Below are 18,735 nucleotides of genomic sequence, written 5' to 3' on the forward strand. Positions count from 1 at the left end.
GTCATTTGTAACACAATATCCATTAACACCAAGCCTCACTTAACAGCGAACTAGCAGAACAGTGTTCACTTTTTATCAAGAGCAAACACTTAGAAAAAGTCCCGTTACAGCCAGCCCGTAAACATGATTAGCACCCTAGATCTTTTTTAGCACTATTACTTCAAACTCACATTTTAAACCACTGATTGGTGATGACTTAATTTGGTGGCGAATTTCATCATTAGCTCGCCAAGCAAACAATGAACTATCTAATAAATTAACTGCTTGTTCACCTGTAACATCAATTTCAAAAGAGACTTGTTGCAGTGACTCAATGAGCAAACGTTTAGGGATATTAAGTTGTGATGGCTTCTCGACTAAATCTGGATAAACATGTTGTTTAATTTGCCATAAATGCTGGTTACTGGGCTGTACTAACACTATACGACCCGCATCTTTTAATACCCGAAGGCATTCTTGCCCTTTGATAGGTGCATCAAATAAGGTCACCACGTCCATACTTTGATTGGTAAATGGCAGCACCTTGGTAGAGCAGAAAATCAAGCTTGCTGGCGTGTGACCTTTTGACGCTGCAAATAACGCATTCTCGGCGTCTGACACGCCCCAAACTGACATAGGTTTGGTTATCCCATGTGTCATTAAATATTGATGTATTTGCGTTAAATAAAACCCATCACCGCATTGATAATCAAGCCAATTGATTTCATTTTCAACCGTTGCTGTTAACGCCAACATTTGTTGTTGCAACGCATCCACTAAAGGCTGAAATACCCCACTTTGTAATAAAAATTGGCGCGCGCGCATTTGTTGACGAGAAATAGAAGATTGCGGTGTTTTCGCCTTCACTTTAACTAAAGGGTAGTAGCCCTGCTCAAGGCGATCGAAATGATGTTTAGCTTCGCAATAAAAGCCTTTAGAAGCTTCATGTTGATGCAATGGTTGAGAACAGGTCGGGCAAACTAAAGGTAGGGTCATCATATTTTAAATAAACTTTTAATGGGGAAGATAAAAACTAGCAATAAAAAACGGGTAAATTTACCCGTTTAGTTCATTATTCACTAACATAATCAGCTAAAGGTACAATAGACCAAGCAGTATGCTACCTAATATTAGTCGGTAAATCACAAAAGGGGTCATACCGATTTGACTAATATACTTTAAAAAGTAGTGAATACAGACATAAGCTGCAGCAAATGATACCACCAGGCCTAAAATTAGTGCTTGATAGTCAATTGGTAGCGGGCTTTGGGCAAGATCTTTAATGACTAAAATAGCTGCGCCGCAGCTAACCGGTATCGACATTAAAAATGAAAAACGCGCCGCGGCTTCACGGGTCAGCCCTAGCATTAGCGCCGCTGTCATCGTCGCACCAGAGCGAGATGTACCAGGTATTAATGCCATCGCTTGCGCAATACCAATTAATAACGCTTTTTTCCAACCCATTTGAAATTCATTCAATTGTGCCTTTGACATGCGATCTGCAACCCATAATAACAGCCCAAAAAAGATGGTCGTTATTGCAATAACGAGCGTATTGCGTAAGTGTGTTTCAATAAAATCTTTTGCTAAAAAACCCACTATGACCGCAGGAATTGTGGCTAACACAATCCACCAGGATAATTTACTTTCCTGGGTTTGAGTCTTTGTCACCAAACTCTTGGTCCACGCCTGTGTAAGCGACACAATTTCAAGACGAAAGTAAATAATTACAGCAAAGAGTGAACCGGTGTTAACCGCCACATCAAAAGAGAGACCTTGATCTTCCCATCCAAATAATTGGGCAGGAAGAATTAAATGTCCCGAACTTGATATAGGTAAAAACTCAGTTAACCCTTGAATTAAAGCTAAAAATATAACTTGTAGCGATTCCATACTTGTCCTTGTTTAGATTACATTTTTGTATTTTACTAATATTTACATACGCTTAAAAACTTTACATATACTTAAATTACGGCAGTAATTGAACAGCCATCATGTGCACATAGACTCAGGCTTAAGCAATTTTATGGTGTAACTGGGCTGGGAAAACAAAATTAACAGGCCATAACTGTTGTTGCTGTTTGTCATACTGCTGCCAAAGCGTTTCATACGAAAGACCCACTGTAGGATGTAAAACATTAGGTGCTAACTCCGCCAATGGCCAAAGTACAAAAGCATTAAATAAAATTTCACCACGGGGTAACTCAACGGGCTGAACAGTCACTTTGTCGTCATAGAGTAACAAATCAATGTCTAAACTACGCGGGCTAAACTTTTTCTCACTGCGAATACGACCATTGGTTTGCTCAATCATCTTAAACACAGCCACAACTTCTGCAATAGACATATCAGTGTCTGCACTGGCGACCATATTTAAAAAGTTAGTCCCTTTAAAACCCACAGACTCACTTTCATACACTCGTGATAAAGATAGTTGGCCAAAATGCTGTTGTAAATCTAACAGACCAGCTTTAAGGTGTTGTTCAGGTTCAATATTTGTTCCTAAACTGATATAAATCTTCGCCATTAAGTTTATTCGTCCACGCTATGTTAAAAAGTGACTCGTCATGAGCTAAAATTAAATGCTGCCACGCTCAATGACAACACCAACAGAATCGGCATGTTGCACTGCGCCAGGCTTCATAACCACAACCTTGACCCAAGGTACGTTAAATTCACTCAGTAAACACTGGGCAATCATCTCCGCAACGGTTTCAATTAACTCAATAGGTTTTTCAATGATCAGCGCAGTTAAACGATTTGAAACGGTTTCATAACACAAGGCGTGTTGATAATTGTCACTGGCCGCAGCTAAACGATTGTCCCAAGCCATATCTAAGTCAATCAATAGGGTTTGATGGATCTTTTTTCCCATTCATAAATCCCTATCACAGTATCAATTTTTAACTGCCTAATAAGCACTTTATCCATCTGAAGCTCCATAAAATAGCCTTAAGAGACCTTGTTCAAAATTAATTCCAGATAAACAGTGATATTCTCACCATCTGGTCTTTTGCCAGCACGCTTAAAGCAGTAGGATAAGCAAATACAAAAACAAAGGTAACGAATTTAATTCATACCACGGACCGTTTTTGATTTTTGCAAAATTATTTGCAACAGCGCATTAAAAAATTATGCGCGATAATACCCTAAGACGAGTAAGGAAACCAATTTGAACACCATAGCTTTGACCATTTTGATGATAATAATCGCTTATTTAGCGGGTTCTATCTCGAGTGCGATACTGGTTTGTAAAATGAGAGGTTTACCTGATCCGAGAGAGCAAGGTTCTGGCAACCCTGGCGCTACAAATGTGTTACGCATTGGTGGGGCAAGTTCTGCAATATTAGTGTTATTTTTCGATATGCTTAAAGGCGCTATCCCATCTTATTTAAGTTACCTAATGGGATTAGATGCAGCCTCTCTAGGCTTTATTGCCGTAGCAGCATGCTTAGGTCATATCTACCCTATCTTTTTTCAATTTAAAGGCGGTAAAGGTGTTGCTACAGCCTTTGGTGCAATGGCCCCCATTGGTCATGATCTTGCTCTGTGTTTAGTCGCGACATGGATAGTATTGGTTATTATTACCCGTTATTCATCTGTATCGGCCATGGCAGCAGCTTTACTGGCACCGGTTTACACTTGGCTATTAGACGAGCGTTTTGTACTTCCTGTGGCAATGTTATCAACACTGATATTAATTCGACATAAAGATAATATTGAGCGTTTACGTATTGGTGAAGAAAGTAAGCTCACCCGTAAAAGAAGCAATAAAAAAGCTTAACGGTTTAAAACACGCTAAGCTTTTCTGATAACATAAACAATACAAGATTACCCGTAGATTACACCGCAGGTAAGGTATCAAGCGGCCAACGAGGTACACCTTTAACCGCTAAATCTTCAATTTGGCCCGCTTTTAAGCGCTGCATTCCGGCGTAGGCAATCATGGCACCATTATCAGTACAAAACTCGCCACGAGGGTAATATACCTTTCCGCCCATATCCTGCATCATTTTCGCTAATGACTCCCTTAGGCGCGTATTAGCGCTCACACCGCCAGCAATGACTAATCGTTGATAACCGGTCAGTTTTAATGCACGTTTACATTTAATAGCCAGCGTATCAACCACAGCCTCTTCAAATGCTCTAGCGATATTGGCATGTGTTTGTTCATCACTTGGCTCAGCAGCAATGGTATTAGCCGCAAAAGTTTTTAGGCCAGAAAAACTGAAATCAAGCCCGGGGCGATCGGTCATTGGACGTGGGAAACGATAACCCACATCGAGCCCTTTAGCGGCTAATTTAGCTAAACGCGGCCCACCTGGATAATCCAAACCTAATAACTTTGCCGTTTTATCAAATGCTTCACCAGCTGCATCATCAACAGACTCACCCAACACTTGGTATTGGCCAATTCCTTCAACCTGCACCAGCATTGAATGTCCCCCCGACACCAGCAAAGCCACAAACGGAAACTCGGGAGCATCATCCTCTAGCATAGGAGCAAGTAAATGCCCTTCCATATGATGAACACCAACCGCGGGTTTATCCCAGGCATAAGCCAGCGAACGCCCAACACAAGCACCCACTAACAAAGCACCAATTAGGCCAGGTCCTTTAGTAAAAGCAACCCCATCAATATCATTAACAGACGAGTTAGCTTCAGCTAAAGCTTGCTTAATTAACGGAACGATTTTACGCACATGGTCACGAGACGCCAATTCGGGGACAACGCCACCATAGTCTGCATGAAGCTTTACTTGGCTATACAATACGTGAGAAAGTAACCCTTGCTGATCATCATAAATCGCGATGCCAGTCTCATCACATGATGTTTCAATACCAATAATGCGCATAATGTCTCGTTTTCAATAAAGTAAGGCGGCCAATTCTAGCGCTTGAAGCGATTTTTCTCCAGATAAAATCTGTATCGTCTTTAGTGGTATACGCGCCGATCATTTTTGATCGCCGATCTAATGACAAAAACAACTAGTTATTGTCATTAGGCCCGATGATGTGCAGACAATCAGAACAAGGGGTTTACAAAGACCCTTGCCTCGGTGTAAAATTCCGCACCATTTTAATTAGCCTTTGGCTATTTAAAAGTTTAAGTTAAAAAACTAAAACATTTAATATCCAACTCAACTACACCTAAGGGGTGATGGCGTATGCCAATTATTAAAGTACGTGAAAACGAACCATTCGACGTAGCTCTACGTCGTTTCAAGCGCTCTTGTGAAAAAGCTGGTATCTTAGCGGATGTGCGTGCTCGTGAATTCTACGAGAAGCCAACTACTGCTCGTAAGCGTGCAAAAGCTGCTGCAGTTAAACGTCTAGCTAAAAAGCTTTCTCGCGAAAACGCACGTCGCGTACGTTTATATTAATCTCATTATGAGCCTAATCGATCAGCTAAAAGAGCAGATGAAAGATGCTATGCGTGCCAAAGAAAAGGTGCGCTTAGGTACTATTCGTATGGCACTCGCTGCCATCAAACAAGTTGAAGTGGATACCCGCGAAACCTTGAATGATGAACAGGTGATAGCTATCTTAACCAAAATGGTCAAGCAACGTCGTGATTCAATGTCTCAATATGAAGCAGCGAATCGCCCAGAGCTTGCACAAGTAGAAGCGGATGAAATTCAAGTAATTGAAACTTTCTTACCCACACCATTAACTGAAACGGAAATTGCGGCGATTATCGACGCAACTATCGTAAAAGTAGGTGCTACTAACATGGCGGATATGGGCAAAGTAATGGGAGCATTAAAATCTGAAGTTCAGGGCCGTGCTGATATGAGTGCCATAGGTGCTTTAATCCGTACAAAATTGAAGTAATCAGGGGTTAATGTTGAATAAGCCGTGCACCTGCACGGCTTGTTTGTTTACATCAATTGATAAAGTGACTTCGAGAAAATATAGCAATCAATGGCGATCCCCCGTGATTTTATCAATGAACTTATTGCTCGAACAGATATTGTCGATCTGATCGATCGAAAAGTACCATTGAAAAAAGCTGGTAAAAACCATTCAGCTTGTTGTCCTTTTCATAGTGAGAAATCACCGTCTTTTACTGTCAGCAGAGATAAACAGTTTTACCATTGTTTTGGTTGCGGTGCCCATGGCAATGCAATTGATTTTATAATGGAATATGACCGCTTAGAATTTGTTGATGCTATTGAAGAACTAGCGGGTCAACTCGGATTAGATGTTCCACAGGAAAATGGCAATGCAAAACGCCAGGATCATGGACTCAGTCGAGATTTATATCAGTTAATGGAAGAAGCAAGCTTGTTCTACCAAAGCCAACTGAGACAGCATCAAGACAAACAAAAAGTATTAGACTACCTTGATTTTAGAGGGCTTTCTGAAGATGTTATTAAACACTTCGGCATTGGCTTTGCCCCTGACGGCTGGGACGGATTATTAAGCCGCTACCGTCAAAATCAAACATCACTGGATAAACTACTTACTGCTGGCATGTTAATAGAAAATGACAGCGGTAAACGATATGACCGTTTTCGCGACAGGTTAATGTTCCCCATTCGCGATAGACGTGGCCGAGTTATCGGCTTTGGTGGAAGAGTTTTAGGTGAAGGTACCCCTAAATACTTGAATTCTCCAGAAACGCCCATATTTCATAAGGGTAATGAACTTTACGGTTTATACGAATTAAAGCAACGACACCGCGATCCACAGCAAATATTAATTGTTGAAGGTTACATGGACGTAGTGGCACTAGCACAATTTGAAGTTGATTATGCCGTCGCCTCACTCGGCACCTCAACCACAGCTGAACAATTTCAGCTTTTGGTCCGTAGTGCTAAAGAAGTCATCTGTTGTTATGACGGTGATAAAGCTGGTAAAGCTGCAGCATGGCGAGCATTAGAAACTGCTCTACCAATACTAAAGCCTGGTAACCAAGTACGGTTTATGTTTTTACCTGAAGGCGAAGATCCTGATTCGTTAATCAGAAAAATTGGTAGAGATAATTTCGAAGCTAAATATGAACAAAGTAGTACATTAGAAGAATTTCTATTTAATAATTTATCTATAATGCATGGAAATGATGAAGGTGCATTAATTAATGATGCGATTTCCTACATTGAAAAAGTACAAGATAGTGTTTTACAGAATATATTATTAAAAAACTTAGCTTATAAAATGAAAAAAAACAATATTTTAGAGTTAAGAAGAGATTTAAAAATTAATGTAGTTAAGGATAATATTAATGTAAAAGGGTTACAAGGTCGCGGTACACCTCTGAGGTTAGCCATCGCTTTGTTAATACAAAAACCCAGTTTAGGTTTTGGACTAGCACCACAGCCTGCATTAAACAAAATTCAAATGGCTGGCATTGAATTGCTTAACCATTTGCTTGAAATAACTCGAACTCAGCAATTTAATAGCGCACAACTACTTGAAATACATAGAGAGCATCAGCATAAGAGCACTCTGATTAAGTTGGCCCAATGGGATCATCAAGTGGCGGATGAAAATGTGCTGACCGAGTTTAAACAAACCCTGATATGGTTGACTAACCAATATATAGAACAACGCTATCAGGAACTTAGTCTAAAACAAACTTTAACAAAAGCTGAGAAAGTACAGCTAAGTAAGCTGATTTCAATAATGAAAGGTGTTGAGAAGTAACCCTAAAGTAAACAAACTTTAGCGGTTAAAACCACACCATGGACTAGCTAAGATGAGTCCACGCAGCTATAATTGACGATTTGCGCGACACTAAGCTAGGCTAAGTGTCCCGTCGTTATTTCAGTTCCCCAAACTTGGATGATATCTATGGATCACACTCCGCAGTCGCAACTTAAACTGTTGCTCGCTAAAGGTAAAGAGCAAGGTTATTTAACCTATGCAGAAGTGAACGACCACTTACCTGCAGACATGGTCGATTCCGATCAGATTGAAGATATTATCCAGATGATAAATGACATGGGTATTCGAGTGTTTGAAGAAGCACCGGACGCCGATGACATGATGATGTCGGAAGACAACACAGACGAAGATGCAGCGGAAGAAGCCGCGGCCGCTTTAGCCACAGTTGAAAGTGAATTAGGCCGTACAACCGACCCTGTGCGCATGTACATGCGCGAAATGGGTACAGTTGAGCTTTTAACTCGCGAAGGCGAAATTGTAATTGCAAAGCGTATTGAAGAAGGTATTAATACCGTTCAATGCTCTGTAAGTGAATACCCACAAGCTATTGCAATGATCTTAGAGCAATTCGACCAGTATGAAGCTGACGAAATTCGCTTGTCTGATATTATCTCTGGATTTGTAAACCCTGACGATGACGATGTCGCCCCTACCGCCACTAACATTGGTTCTGAAGTCCCTGATAGTGATGATGACGATGATGACGATGATGACGATAGCGACGACGATGAAGATGAAGAAGAAGGTCCAAAAGGCCCGGACCCTGAAGAAGCAAAAGAAAAATTCACTCAATTACGCGAAGCTTATGAAAAAAGCCTAGCCATTATTGCTGAAAAAGGGCGTGATCACCCTGAAGCCATTGGTTCACTCTTTGTCATCGGTGAGCTATTTAAAGAATTCCGCCTAGTACCTAAGCAGTTTGATCGCTTAGTAAAAAGCATGCGCACCATGATGGATCGCGTACGTATTCAAGAACGTCTAATTCTTAAACTTGTTGTTGAACAAGCTAAGATGCCGAAAAAGAACTTTGTTAAGGCCTTCACAGGTAAAGAAACCAATCTTGATTGGTTTATCAAAAGAAGTCGGCAGCAGCAAGCCATACGCAGAAGGTTTACGTATGGTAGAAGATGATGTTAATCGTTGTGTTCATAAACTTGACGTCATTGAAAAAGAAACAGACTTAACTATTGCTGGTATTAAAGATATCAACCGTCGTATGTCAATCGGTGAAGCGAAAGCCCGCCGAGCGAAAAAAGAAATGGTTGAGGCTAACTTACGTCTGGTTATCTCTATTGCTAAAAAGTATACCAACCGTGGTTTACAATTCTTGGACTTGATCCAGGAAGGTAATATCGGCTTGATGAAAGCGGTTGATAAATTTGAATATCGTCGTGGTTATAAGTTCTCAACTTATGCAACCTGGTGGATCCGTCAGGCGATTACTCGTTCAATTGCTGACCAAGCGCGTACTATTCGTATTCCAGTACACATGATTGAAACGATCAACAAGCTAAACCGTATTTCACGTCAAATGCTTCAAGAAATGGGCCGCGAGCCGTCTCCTGAAGAATTAGCTGAACGTATGATGATGCCTGAAGATAAGATCCGTAAGGTACTGAAAATCGCTAAAGAGCCAATCTCAATGGAAACCCCAATCGGTGACGATGAAGATTCGCATTTAGGTGATTTTATCGAGGATACTACCCTCGAATTACCTTTAGACTCTGCGACTAGCGAAAGTCTGAAAAACGCAACCCACGAAGTGTTAGCTGGCTTAACAGCCCGTGAAGCAAAAGTACTGCGTATGCGTTTTGGTATCGACATGAATACCGACCACACGTTAGAAGAAGTGGGCAAGCAGTTTGATGTAACGCGTGAGCGTATTCGTCAAATTGAAGCGAAAGCGTTACGTAAATTACGCCACCCTTCTCGCTCAGAAATCTTAAAGTCATTCCTAGACGAGTAATTGTCAGAAATAATTTAGAAAAAACCTGCTTCGGCAGGTTTTTTTATCTGTCAAATCAGTCATATTGATTAACAGATAACCAATTAGAACAAGATATTATAATTCAATGCAGATCACGGGTGACAAGCAAGAATAAACTTCGTATAATTCCCCCCGCTTTCGATAGTGACGACTATCTTAAGTCGGCCCCTTAGCTCAGTTGGTTAGAGCATACGACTCATAATCGTCAGGTCCCCAGTTCGAGTCTGGGAGGGGCCACCAATTCAGATAAGACCCATGAAGAAATTCATGGGTCTTTTTCGTTTAAGGGCCGGTCCATATCCGGTAATACTACTAGCTGATTAATCTCAGCGAAGTATTAGCAAGAATTAACCCACAAAATTGCCATATGAATTATAGTCAGGACATTACTACTCATGCCCATCTATAAAATCATATAAAAACAACTAGTTAATTATCAAGCATGAGCTAGAGTGAGTCAGTCTGACATACTCAAAATAATGTTAGCCTGGTATCTATAATTTTCAGCTAAAGGCCTTATCAGAGATAATCAGAATGTAATATGATGTCCTTGTCGTCGAAACTAGCCTAGATTAAAAGACACACAGAAACGTGACAAAAACAGCAAAATAATTATTCCTATCTGATCGAGCTCTTGATGATAATTTGATCGACACTCACTTAGATCTTGCAACCGATACCAAGCATCAAAGGCAACTCAAAGTTGCTTTAATACCTGTTAAATCCAATGTCTCAATATGTCCACCTCATTAGATGAAACAATAACCAGGTCAATAGATCCCTCCTTAAGTCTCAATATAGTGTTCAGCAATAATCGATCAAATTTGACCATTTAGCCTGAGATCCGGCTTGTTGCTTTTCTATTGTGAGGGTCTATCGAGCGAAAAGGTTATTGCAAAATTAAAAAAACAAAAAACCACCTTATTGGATCTTAATTAGCGATTAAGAGTATGATTTAACGATAAATAAATACTATTATTTAATTGTTAATTGTTAGAACTAGATCCTATACTGGTTGAATGATGAAAATACATACGAATTATCAACGACCAATAAAGTCTGCCTTGTGGGTAGTGCTTTGCTTTGCCCTTATTCTGGTAATCAATTGGTTATTGGCCCCTATTCCATTTTTGGCAACTATTGCCAATTACATACCACTACACACTTTTTTAGAATTATTGTCTATCATCGTCTCTGCAATGATTTTTGGTATTTTTTGGGCCAATATACCTAACAATAAAAACAGTCGAAATCATCTTATTCTGGCTTGCTCCTTCCTCGGTGTAGCGATTCTGGATTTATTACATGTACTCTCATTTCCTGGAATGCCAGACCTCATTACCCCAAGTAGTCCAGAGAAAACGATAAACTTTTGGTTAATGGCCCGCTACCTATCGGCCTTGAGTTTAATTGTAGTTTCCATGTTTTCCTGGCGTACCCTTGCCACACGACTTATGCACTGGATAATATTGACTATAGTTTTGCTATTGGTCAGCATACTCATCACCATTGGCCTATTTTATCCTTCATTGCTCCCAAATACCTTTGTTGAAGGCCAAGGGTTAACCTCATTTAAAATTATCAGCGAATATTTTTCAGCCGCTGTTTACTTACTTGTTTCAATTAAACTTTTTCATTCAATGCGTAAGCAACAGTCCTATGATGTAGTGAATTTATTTATAGCCGTCTGCTTAATGTCAATGAGCCAAATTTACTTTACGCTATATTCCGACATGAATGACAGCAATGCTTTGTTAGGGCATATCTATAAAGTTCTTGCCTATGGCATGGTTTATAAAAGCTTCTTCATCAGTAACATAGTAAAGCCTTACGAAGAGCTTTCTAAATCGCGTAATTTACTCAGTACCATAATTGAAGCCATTCCAATGAGTATCTGTTGGAAAGACTCTCAATCACGTTATTTAGGCTGTAATACGCAATTTGCGATAAATGCCGGAGTGAACAGCCCTGATGAAATAATAGATAAATTTGACAGTGAACTGGCCTGGGGCGAACAAGCTGTCAAATACCAATTAAATGATCAACAGGTCATAAGCTCTGGCGTGCCACAATTGAGCTACGAAGAAAGTTATATCAGTCCTACCGGTGAGCTTTTTTGGATAAACAAGTCTAAAGCACCCATTCACGATAAAAATAATGCTGTTATCGGCATGGTAGGTATCTATGAAGATATTACAGCTAGGCGCATCTCACAGGAAAAGCTTCAACTAGCAGCCAGCGTGTTTACATACGCCAAAGAGTCAATCTCCATCACAGATACTGATGGACTTATTCTTGACGTCAATAAGGCTTTTACACGGATGACTGGCTATAGCCGTGAAGAAGCAATAGGTCAAAACCCTCGCATTCTCCACTCTGGTCGACAATCTGCCAGTTTTTATGCTGATATGTGGAAAGCAATATTAAATGAAGGTTACTGGTCAGGTGAACTTTGTAACAAACGTAAAAATGGTGACATCTATATTGAAAGTAAAACAATTAGCGCCGTGCGTGATAAAGACAATAATACCACCCATTATGTTGCCTTAGGTAACGACATTACCCCAATGAAAAAATATCAAGACCAATTGGAACACATTGCCCACTATGACTTACTGACGGACTTGCCCAACCGGGTATTACTGGCAGATCGCTTAGGTCAAGCCATGCTGCATTGTAAGCGTGATGGGAAGTCACTTGCGGTAGTATTTCTTGATTTAGATGGTTTTAAAGCCGTCAATGATGCCTATGGGCATGATGTGGGTGATGAGTTACTCATTGCACTATCTTTACGCATGAAAGATGCATTACGCGAAAGTGATAGCTTAGCCCGCATTGGAGGGGATGAATTTGTTGCTGTATTAACAGATTTAGCGATAGTTGAAGATTGCAAGCCAGTATTAGATCGACTGTTATTAGCGGCTTCTGAGCCTGCCACGATTGGTGATGTTATTTTCAATGTCTCAGCCAGTATCGGCGTCACCCTGTACCCACAAGATAATACTGATGCTGATTTACTAATGCGTCATGCTGATCATGCCATGTACGCGGCTAAAGAGTCAGGGCGTAATCGTTACCATTTCTTTGATACAGCCCAAGACGATGCGATTAAATTGCAAAAAATAAACCTTGATGCTATTCGTTACGCCTTAGATAATCATCAATTTGTACTTTATTATCAGCCTAAAGTGAATATGAAAACTGGTACTGTGATTGGCGTTGAGGCACTTATTCGCTGGCGTCACCCTGAACGAGGATTATTAAGCCCAATTGAGTTCTTACCCGCGATAGAAAATAATCCTATAAGTATCGAAATAGGCGAATGGGTTATAAATAGTGCATTAACACAAATAGGCCAATGGCAAAAAATGAACCTTAATCTCACTGTTAGCACCAGTGTAAACATTGCTGCGGTTCAATTACAGCAAAAAGACTTCACCCAGAGACTCGCTGCGCTATTAGCTGGCCACCCAGATGTTGAACCTCATTATTTAGAGCTAGAAGTGCTAGAAACGAGCGCCCTAGATGATGTTAATCATGTATCCTCAACCATGCAAGCATGTATAGCACTAGGGGTAAACTTTGCCCTAGATGATTTTGGAACAGGCTATTCATCCCTCACTTATCTTAGACGATTACCCGCTAAGTTAATTAAAATAGACCAAAGCTTTATACGGGACATGTTACATGATGCGGATGATTTGGCTATTGTGGAAGGGGTGATAACCTTAGCTAAATCGTTCAAACGTGAAGTCATTGCAGAAGGAGTTGAGTCGATAGAACATGGCACAGCCCTGTTGAAGCTAGGTTGTGATTTAGCCCAAGGTTATGGTATTGCACGGCCTATGCCTGCTGAAGATATTCCTGCATGGATAAATGAATGGAAACCTGATAATGCTTGGAAGATTTAATCTTAAACTCAATTTAATACCTGTTTAATTACCATCTGTCTAGTCCTAAAATAGGTTGACGGTTTTTATTAAGCCAGTTGGAACTCCCGACTGGCTTTTTCATGCACCTCGTTTGGGGTTTTCATTCCTAAACTAAGGTGCGGTCTTAACTCGTTATAAGTCCTAATCGATTCTTTGATGAGTATTGCCAGCTCCTTCATCGTTCGACAGCGATAAAGTAAAAACTCTTGCTTCAAAATACCATTCACTCGCTCAGCTAACGCATTCTGATAACAATCATACCCATCTGTCATCGATGGCCTTATCGCATTCGCAGCCAATTTATGTTGATATTCTGCTGAGCAGTACTGTATCCCTCTATCTGAATGATGAATGACATCATTGGTTGTCTGACGATTCTTTATCGTCATCTCCAATGCTTTAACAACATCACTGGCTTTCATTTCATCACTTAATTCATAACCCATTATTTTTCTTGAATATGCATCTGTGACTAATGATAAATAGTGAGTTCCTTCGTCTGATTTTACGTAGGTTATGTCACTGACAAACACCTCTTCAACTCCCTTCACCACTCTGTCTTTGAGTAAGTTTGGGTGTTTTCTCAACCAATGATGGCTATGGGTTGTCTTGGTGTAATTCTTCCTAGGCTTTACTAACATATTGTGTTGTTTCAAATACCGAAATAGGCCGTCTCTACCTAGCTTTATGCCTTGTTCAAGTAACTGTGGCTTGATGAGTTGATAAAGCTTACGCGTACCCACTCTGGGCATGAACTGACGCCAATACATAACCATCGTCATCACCGGTTTTAATATCTCAGCTCTTGCTGCTAAGCGCTGCTTCCATTGATAAACAGCTTGTCTTGATAGGTTAAACTGCCGACTCGCTGTCGCTAGCTTTACAGTGCCTTTTTCTTTGGCAAGCCAGAGCGTTCGGCTAAGTACTTTTTTTCTAAATCAATTCCGTACTCATTTTTAAGTAAGTCGACCATATCGCCATAAATCATATTTTTCATTTCGAGATTGGAGACTTGTTTCTCTAATCGTTTGATTTTCTGGGCGGGTGTTTCTGTAGATTTGGACATAGGTGAATGCTCAATCGGCTGGGACCAATCTAATCTACCATGTTTTCGTAACCATGTTAGGACGGTACTTCTTCCTTGAATGCCATAGTGGTCTTGAGCTTGCTTATACGTTAGCTCGCCTTTTTCTACTTGACTAACAACCGCTAATTTAAAGCCTAATGTGTAATCTCGTTGAGTACGTTTTATATTGATTGATACTGAAGGTTTCATAGATAAGTCTCCAATGTGTCAACTTATCTCAGGACGGGACAATCAATAGAATATAAAAAGCCCATTTGAAATGGGCTTTTGTGTGTTAAAAGGGTTATCACTTAGCTTTATTCATTCATTCTATATGCAGGGTCTTTTTCTAAATGTGCTTGAGCAAGGGTAATAGCTTGAACCGCGCGGGAATTAAACTCACGTTGATAAAGGGTATACACCACAAATAAATTAGCGAAAATAAATGCTGATGGATGTAGGAACCAACACAAAGCCGCCATCGCAAAATAGTAAGACCGTAGGCCATAATTATACGAGTGGGCAGCTTGATCTTGTACTACTGCCATTTGCCTTGCATAACCGAGCATATTTTTATCAGTACCTGTTTTATCCAATGGTGCTGCGCCAATCATTACATTAACGAAACCATACTGACGCATAGACCAAGTAAACTGAAAAAATGCTAACACGAAAATACCCGCAAGTAAGGCCAACTTAACTTGCACCAACGCATGATTAGGAGATACAGAAAAAGGAATAGAGCCAATTACCATTTCAAGCTTTTCAACTTGTGAAAATAGCGTTAATACACCGGCTAAAATAAGCAATGTCGTCGAGGCAAAAAAAGCGATATTACGTTCAAGGTTAGCCAACAACGACGCCTCCCCGACTCTAATCTCTTTTGCAATGACTTGCGTCATCCAATGAATACGCTGTTGATGCATCACTCTAGCGATGCAATTAGCGGTTTTAGCTTTATGTTTTGAAAAGCGGGTATAGCCAATCCAGCTAACTAAAAAAGTGAATAACGCTAAATAATCCAGTGGTGAACCAATCATATACTTTCCCTATCTAGCTAAGAATCCAACACTTTTAATTTGAGAGTTTATTATGCATCAGTTTTATTTCTGCTTGAATAACTATTTAAAGACAAACAAGAATTAAAAAGGGCTAATACATTGAGTATTCATTCGCTCGCCACTGACAGGATGGATGAAAGAAAGCGAGGTAGCATGTAACATTAGCCTACTAGCCAAAGATTGTGATTGACCAATAGGGTAGAGATCGCAGCCAATAATTGGATGCCCTATTTGCTGACTGTGTATGCGCAGTTGATGGGTTCGACCTGTTATTGGTGTAAAAGTCACTTTTGTCACTTGCAGACCACCAGTTATGTGCTCAGAGTCAATAACTTGATAGTGACTATGGGCCGCTTTACCCGTCGCACTGCAAATTTTCATTAATGGAAAATCATCTTTGGCGATCGGTAGTTTAATTTCCCCTTGATGACTTGGCATCTCACCCAATAATATCGCTGTATAGGTTTTCTCGACTAAACCGTTTTGAAATTGCTGAGTTAACAGTCCATTTATCTGCTTATTTAATGCCACCAGCATGACACCTGAGGTACCAAAATCCAAACGATGCACCAAAGTACAACCTGGATAGTCTTTCACTAAACGATAGTGAACCGAGTCGATATTAAGCGGATTTTTACCTGATAAACTTAATAGGCCAGAGGGTTTATTAATGATCAATAAGTGCTCATCTTGAAACAATATATCAATATGACCAAGGCAAGGTGGAGCGATAAATTCTATCATTAGATAACCATAAAAAAATAACAACGCAGCATAAACAAAAGGTGGCCATTGGGCCACCTTTTAACTGCAATAGCCTAGAATATTAGGTTCTTAACTTACCTAACTCACTATGCTGCTTTTGAACTAACTCAGCAAGCGAATGACTGCTTTGCTGCGCCTCATCTGCTAGCTGTGATAATTCTGCAGCTGAATCAGATATACCTGTAATATTGCGGCTCACTTCTTCTGTGACCATACTTTGCTCTTCTGCTGCAGTGGCAATATGAGTCACCTGTGAAGACACCTCATTAATTTGAACCACTATGGCATTAAGCGATGATAATGCCATTTCAGTTTGCTCAACGGCTAACTGAGCGCCTTTAGCCCCCTTATCGATAATTTTTGAAGCGTTGACCACTTCTGATTGAAGTGCATCAATCAATTTAGTGATTTGATTAGTTGAGTTTTGAGTTTTAGATGCTAATGCTCTGACCTCATCGGCTACAACGGCAAAACCTCGCCCTTGCTCACCCGCCCTTGCTGCCTCAATAGCCGCATTTAACGCCAGTAAATTGGTTTGATCTGCAATAGAGCTAATCACCTCTAAAATCCCGCTAATGTTGCCACTGCTTTGAGAAACTAACTCTACGGCCTTTTGTGCTTGAGCAGATTCTATAGACATGTCATTTACATAACCCATGGCTTGAGTTAAACGCTTCTCGCCTTCTTTGACATTTTTGGTCATCGATTCTGTTTCATGCGCAGTTTGTTCAGAGGCTTTGGCCACTTCTAATGCTGCGGCACTCATCTGGTTTACTGCCGTTACAACACTGTCAATTTCCGCATATTGGCGATTTACACTCTCACGGGTTAACTGAGCAATCTTGGCTGATTTTTGACTTTCTGATTGCGAACGATCGGCCAAACCTTTAAGACCAATAATCAAATCCCTCAATTTGGTAATAAATAAGTTAAAACCTTTGGCTAGTGCAATCAGCTCAGCATGGGAATCTACATGAATAGATTGAGTTAAATCTCCTTCTGCACTGCCTAAATTCTCTACCCTTTGCTGGATCATATTCAGTGGTGAAATAATGCTGCGGATAACAATACTAATCACACCGATTGCGACTACTGACACAATTACGCCTAAAACTAACAATAAACTGCCTAATGAAGTCGCCATGTCATCCATAGCAGTATCCATTTTAGTGATAGCAGCAAAGGCTTGTTCTTTTGGCACTTCAATAACCAATGACCAGGTCGCATTGGCGAGTGGAATTAAAATGGGGAATGCCACTGCTATGATGTCATCATCACTATAAATTTTATTATTTTTATGCAGCTCGATTAATTCAGACGCTTTTTGAGGAGAGACTGATTCAGCAAAAGGCCGAGCCATTTTATTATAATGACTTGCTGCAACCACAAGTCCTCGTTCACTTAATAAGGTTACTTTTGCCGTACCCTGATAAAGGCTTTGAGATAATTTATCAATAAGCTTTTGAAATATAGGCAGATTAACATCAACTCCGACCATGCCTTTAAATTGATTATTCACTACAACAGGAACGGTAAGTGAAGTCATTAACGCATTATTGCCTGGAGATATCTCATACAGGTAAGGTTCCATCAAACAAGGCTTTTTAGAATCTTTAACACACAGGTACCATTCAGCTTCCCTGATCCCAAACTCATTTAATGTCGCGACATACTTTTCTGCAGCATCTTCAACTTGTTGATGCTCAACAGTACCATCATCATTGCGAGTGTAATAAATTTCTAAGCCACCATTACCAGGAACGCTATGACTAAAGCCATTTAAATATTCACTATCACGCCCATCATAACCATTGGATTCAAATTGAGCATACATTGATGATATTTGGGAATTTTTGCGTAAATTAGCTATCAGCAAGTCTGCCAACTTTGAACGGGCAAGGGGATCTTGAACAGACGTATACTCAACCATACCAGAAAAAGAATAAGGGATACGGTAAGCCTCATTTATAAATCCAGCAATTTGTTGGCCATATTCAGCCGCGCTAGCGGATAGCTTTTGATTTATTTCTTGTTGTAACGTGGTATCCATCTCTTGCGCTAAAATTTTATTTTTGTCGCTTAACCCCCACCATAAGCTTAGTGATAATGTCAGCACGATAAGCAAAAACAACCCTGATGTAATCCAAAGTAATTTCGTTTTGACAGGCAATGCCTTCATATTGTTACTCCACTTTCTTATTATGTCTTTATAGGTATGCCAAAAATTTCACATACGACTTTAAGTGTAGTCAAGATTCTAATAATAGGATGGAA

General features: G+C 40.1%; 15 protein-coding genes, 1 tRNA gene and 1 pseudogene. 8 read left to right on the forward strand and 9 right to left on the reverse strand.

What is annotated here, in order from left to right:
* Positions 1-135: 135 nt before the first annotated feature.
* From ACRWQL_RS05545 to folB, 4 genes and pseudogenes are all read right to left on the reverse strand, one after another.
* Positions 136-978 carry a putative RNA methyltransferase gene (locus tag ACRWQL_RS05545; RefSeq protein WP_434952704.1) on the reverse strand — a complete coding sequence of 281 codons (843 nt, stop codon included), beginning with the start codon at positions 976-978 and terminating at the stop codon, positions 136-138.
* Positions 979-1,071: 93 nt separating this feature from the next.
* Positions 1,072-1,872 (reverse strand): undecaprenyl-diphosphate phosphatase, encoded by an 801-nt coding sequence (locus tag ACRWQL_RS05550; protein ID WP_434952705.1) that lies wholly within the window; start codon positions 1,870-1,872, stop codon positions 1,072-1,074.
* Positions 1,873-1,993: 121 nt separating this feature from the next.
* Entirely contained in the window at positions 1,994-2,506 is a 513-nt protein-coding gene (folK, locus tag ACRWQL_RS05555; protein WP_434928533.1) for a 2-amino-4-hydroxy-6-hydroxymethyldihydropteridine diphosphokinase, read from the reverse strand.
* Between the two features lie 51 nt (positions 2,507-2,557).
* A pseudogene (folB, locus tag ACRWQL_RS05560) lies at positions 2,558-2,910 on the reverse strand (dihydroneopterin aldolase).
* Positions 2,911-3,151: 241 nt separating this feature from the next.
* Here folB and plsY point away from each other — a divergent pair.
* On the forward strand, positions 3,152-3,763 hold the full coding sequence (gene plsY, locus ACRWQL_RS05565) for a glycerol-3-phosphate 1-O-acyltransferase PlsY (protein WP_226410751.1): 612 nt from the start codon (positions 3,152-3,154) through the stop codon (positions 3,761-3,763).
* Positions 3,764-3,821: 58 nt separating this feature from the next.
* Here the strand turns inward: plsY and tsaD are convergent, their stop codons facing one another.
* Positions 3,822-4,835, reverse strand: coding sequence for a tRNA (adenosine(37)-N6)-threonylcarbamoyltransferase complex transferase subunit TsaD (gene tsaD / locus ACRWQL_RS05570; RefSeq protein ID WP_434928532.1), 1,014 nt, complete (start codon positions 4,833-4,835; stop codon positions 3,822-3,824).
* A 312-nt stretch (positions 4,836-5,147) separates the two neighbouring features.
* Here tsaD and rpsU point away from each other — a divergent pair, with 312 nt between their 5' ends.
* From rpsU to ACRWQL_RS05605, 7 genes are all read left to right on the forward strand, one after another.
* Entirely contained in the window at positions 5,148-5,363 is a 216-nt protein-coding gene (gene rpsU / locus ACRWQL_RS05575; RefSeq protein ID WP_006080725.1) for a 30S ribosomal protein S21, read from the forward strand.
* A 7-nt stretch (positions 5,364-5,370) separates the two neighbouring features.
* On the forward strand, positions 5,371-5,814 hold the full coding sequence (locus ACRWQL_RS05580) for a GatB/YqeY domain-containing protein (protein ID WP_226410753.1): 444 nt from the start codon (positions 5,371-5,373) through the stop codon (positions 5,812-5,814).
* Positions 5,815-5,904: 90 nt separating this feature from the next.
* Complete coding sequence (gene dnaG / locus ACRWQL_RS05585; RefSeq protein WP_434952706.1) at positions 5,905-7,629, forward strand: DNA primase; 1,725 nt, start codon at positions 5,905-5,907, stop codon at positions 7,627-7,629.
* 147 nt (positions 7,630-7,776) lie between these two features.
* Complete coding sequence (locus tag ACRWQL_RS05590; RefSeq protein WP_434952707.1) at positions 7,777-8,781, forward strand: RNA polymerase sigma factor region1.1 domain-containing protein; 1,005 nt, start codon at positions 7,777-7,779, stop codon at positions 8,779-8,781.
* Positions 8,711-9,616, forward strand: coding sequence for an RNA polymerase sigma factor RpoD (rpoD, locus tag ACRWQL_RS05595; RefSeq protein WP_434952708.1), 906 nt, complete (start codon positions 8,711-8,713; stop codon positions 9,614-9,616). Before ACRWQL_RS05590 ends, rpoD begins: the two co-directional genes overlap by 71 nt.
* A 184-nt stretch (positions 9,617-9,800) precedes the next feature.
* Positions 9,801-9,877: transfer RNA gene (locus ACRWQL_RS05600), tRNA-Ile, on the forward strand.
* Between the two features lie 779 nt (positions 9,878-10,656).
* Positions 10,657-13,548, forward strand: a complete 2,892-nt coding sequence (locus ACRWQL_RS05605) for a bifunctional diguanylate cyclase/phosphodiesterase (RefSeq protein WP_434952709.1) — start codon at positions 10,657-10,659, stop codon at positions 13,546-13,548.
* Between the two features lie 68 nt (positions 13,549-13,616).
* Here the strand turns inward: ACRWQL_RS05605 and ACRWQL_RS05610 are convergent.
* From ACRWQL_RS05610 to ACRWQL_RS05625, 4 genes are all read right to left on the reverse strand, one after another.
* Positions 13,617-14,845 (reverse strand): IS3-like element ISShfr4 family transposase gene (locus ACRWQL_RS05610; protein ID WP_434938222.1). Its coding sequence is split into 2 segments (ribosomal slippage): positions 13,617-14,494 and positions 14,494-14,845, totalling 1,230 coding nucleotides; the frame shifts between segments, so codons are not numbered across the junction.
* Between the two features lie 107 nt (positions 14,846-14,952).
* Complete coding sequence (locus ACRWQL_RS05615) at positions 14,953-15,675, reverse strand: DUF599 domain-containing protein (protein ID WP_434952710.1); 723 nt, start codon at positions 15,673-15,675, stop codon at positions 14,953-14,955.
* Positions 15,676-15,777: 102 nt separating this feature from the next.
* A complete protein-coding gene (locus tag ACRWQL_RS05620; protein WP_434952711.1) occupies positions 15,778-16,440 on the reverse strand; it encodes an RluA family pseudouridine synthase in 663 nt (220 codons plus the stop codon).
* A gap of 82 nt (positions 16,441-16,522) precedes the next feature.
* Positions 16,523-18,640, reverse strand: a complete 2,118-nt coding sequence (locus ACRWQL_RS05625; protein ID WP_434952712.1) for a methyl-accepting chemotaxis protein — start codon at positions 18,638-18,640, stop codon at positions 16,523-16,525.
* Positions 18,641-18,735 lie beyond the last annotated feature (95 nt).

It is taken from the genome of Shewanella sp. HL-SH4 (genome assembly GCF_051164845.1).
GTDB lineage: Bacteria > Pseudomonadota > Gammaproteobacteria > Enterobacterales > Shewanellaceae > Shewanella > Shewanella glacialimarina.

Coding starts and splice junctions, on each gene's coding strand:
- ACRWQL_RS05580 (WP_226410753.1), top strand. CDS start 5,371: ATGAGCCTAATCGATCAGCTAAAAGAGCAGATGAAAGATGCTATGCGT.
- dnaG (WP_434952706.1), top strand. CDS start 5,905: ATGGCGATCCCCCGTGATTTTATCAATGAACTTATTGCTCGAACAGAT.
- ACRWQL_RS05545 (WP_434952704.1), bottom strand. CDS start 978: ATGATGACCCTACCTTTAGTTTGCCCGACCTGTTCTCAACCATTGCAT.
- folK (WP_434928533.1), bottom strand. CDS start 2,506: ATGGCGAAGATTTATATCAGTTTAGGAACAAATATTGAACCTGAACAA.
- ACRWQL_RS05550 (WP_434952705.1), bottom strand. CDS start 1,872: ATGGAATCGCTACAAGTTATATTTTTAGCTTTAATTCAAGGGTTAACT.
- ACRWQL_RS05605 (WP_434952709.1), top strand. CDS start 10,657: ATGATGAAAATACATACGAATTATCAACGACCAATAAAGTCTGCCTTG.
- rpsU (WP_006080725.1), top strand. CDS start 5,148: ATGCCAATTATTAAAGTACGTGAAAACGAACCATTCGACGTAGCTCTA.
- ACRWQL_RS05620 (WP_434952711.1), bottom strand. CDS start 16,440: ATGATAGAATTTATCGCTCCACCTTGCCTTGGTCATATTGATATATTG.
- ACRWQL_RS05615 (WP_434952710.1), bottom strand. CDS start 15,675: ATGATTGGTTCACCACTGGATTATTTAGCGTTATTCACTTTTTTAGTT.
- ACRWQL_RS05625 (WP_434952712.1), bottom strand. CDS start 18,640: ATGAAGGCATTGCCTGTCAAAACGAAATTACTTTGGATTACATCAGGG.
- tsaD (WP_434928532.1), bottom strand. CDS start 4,835: ATGCGCATTATTGGTATTGAAACATCATGTGATGAGACTGGCATCGCG.
- ACRWQL_RS05590 (WP_434952707.1), top strand. CDS start 7,777: ATGGATCACACTCCGCAGTCGCAACTTAAACTGTTGCTCGCTAAAGGT.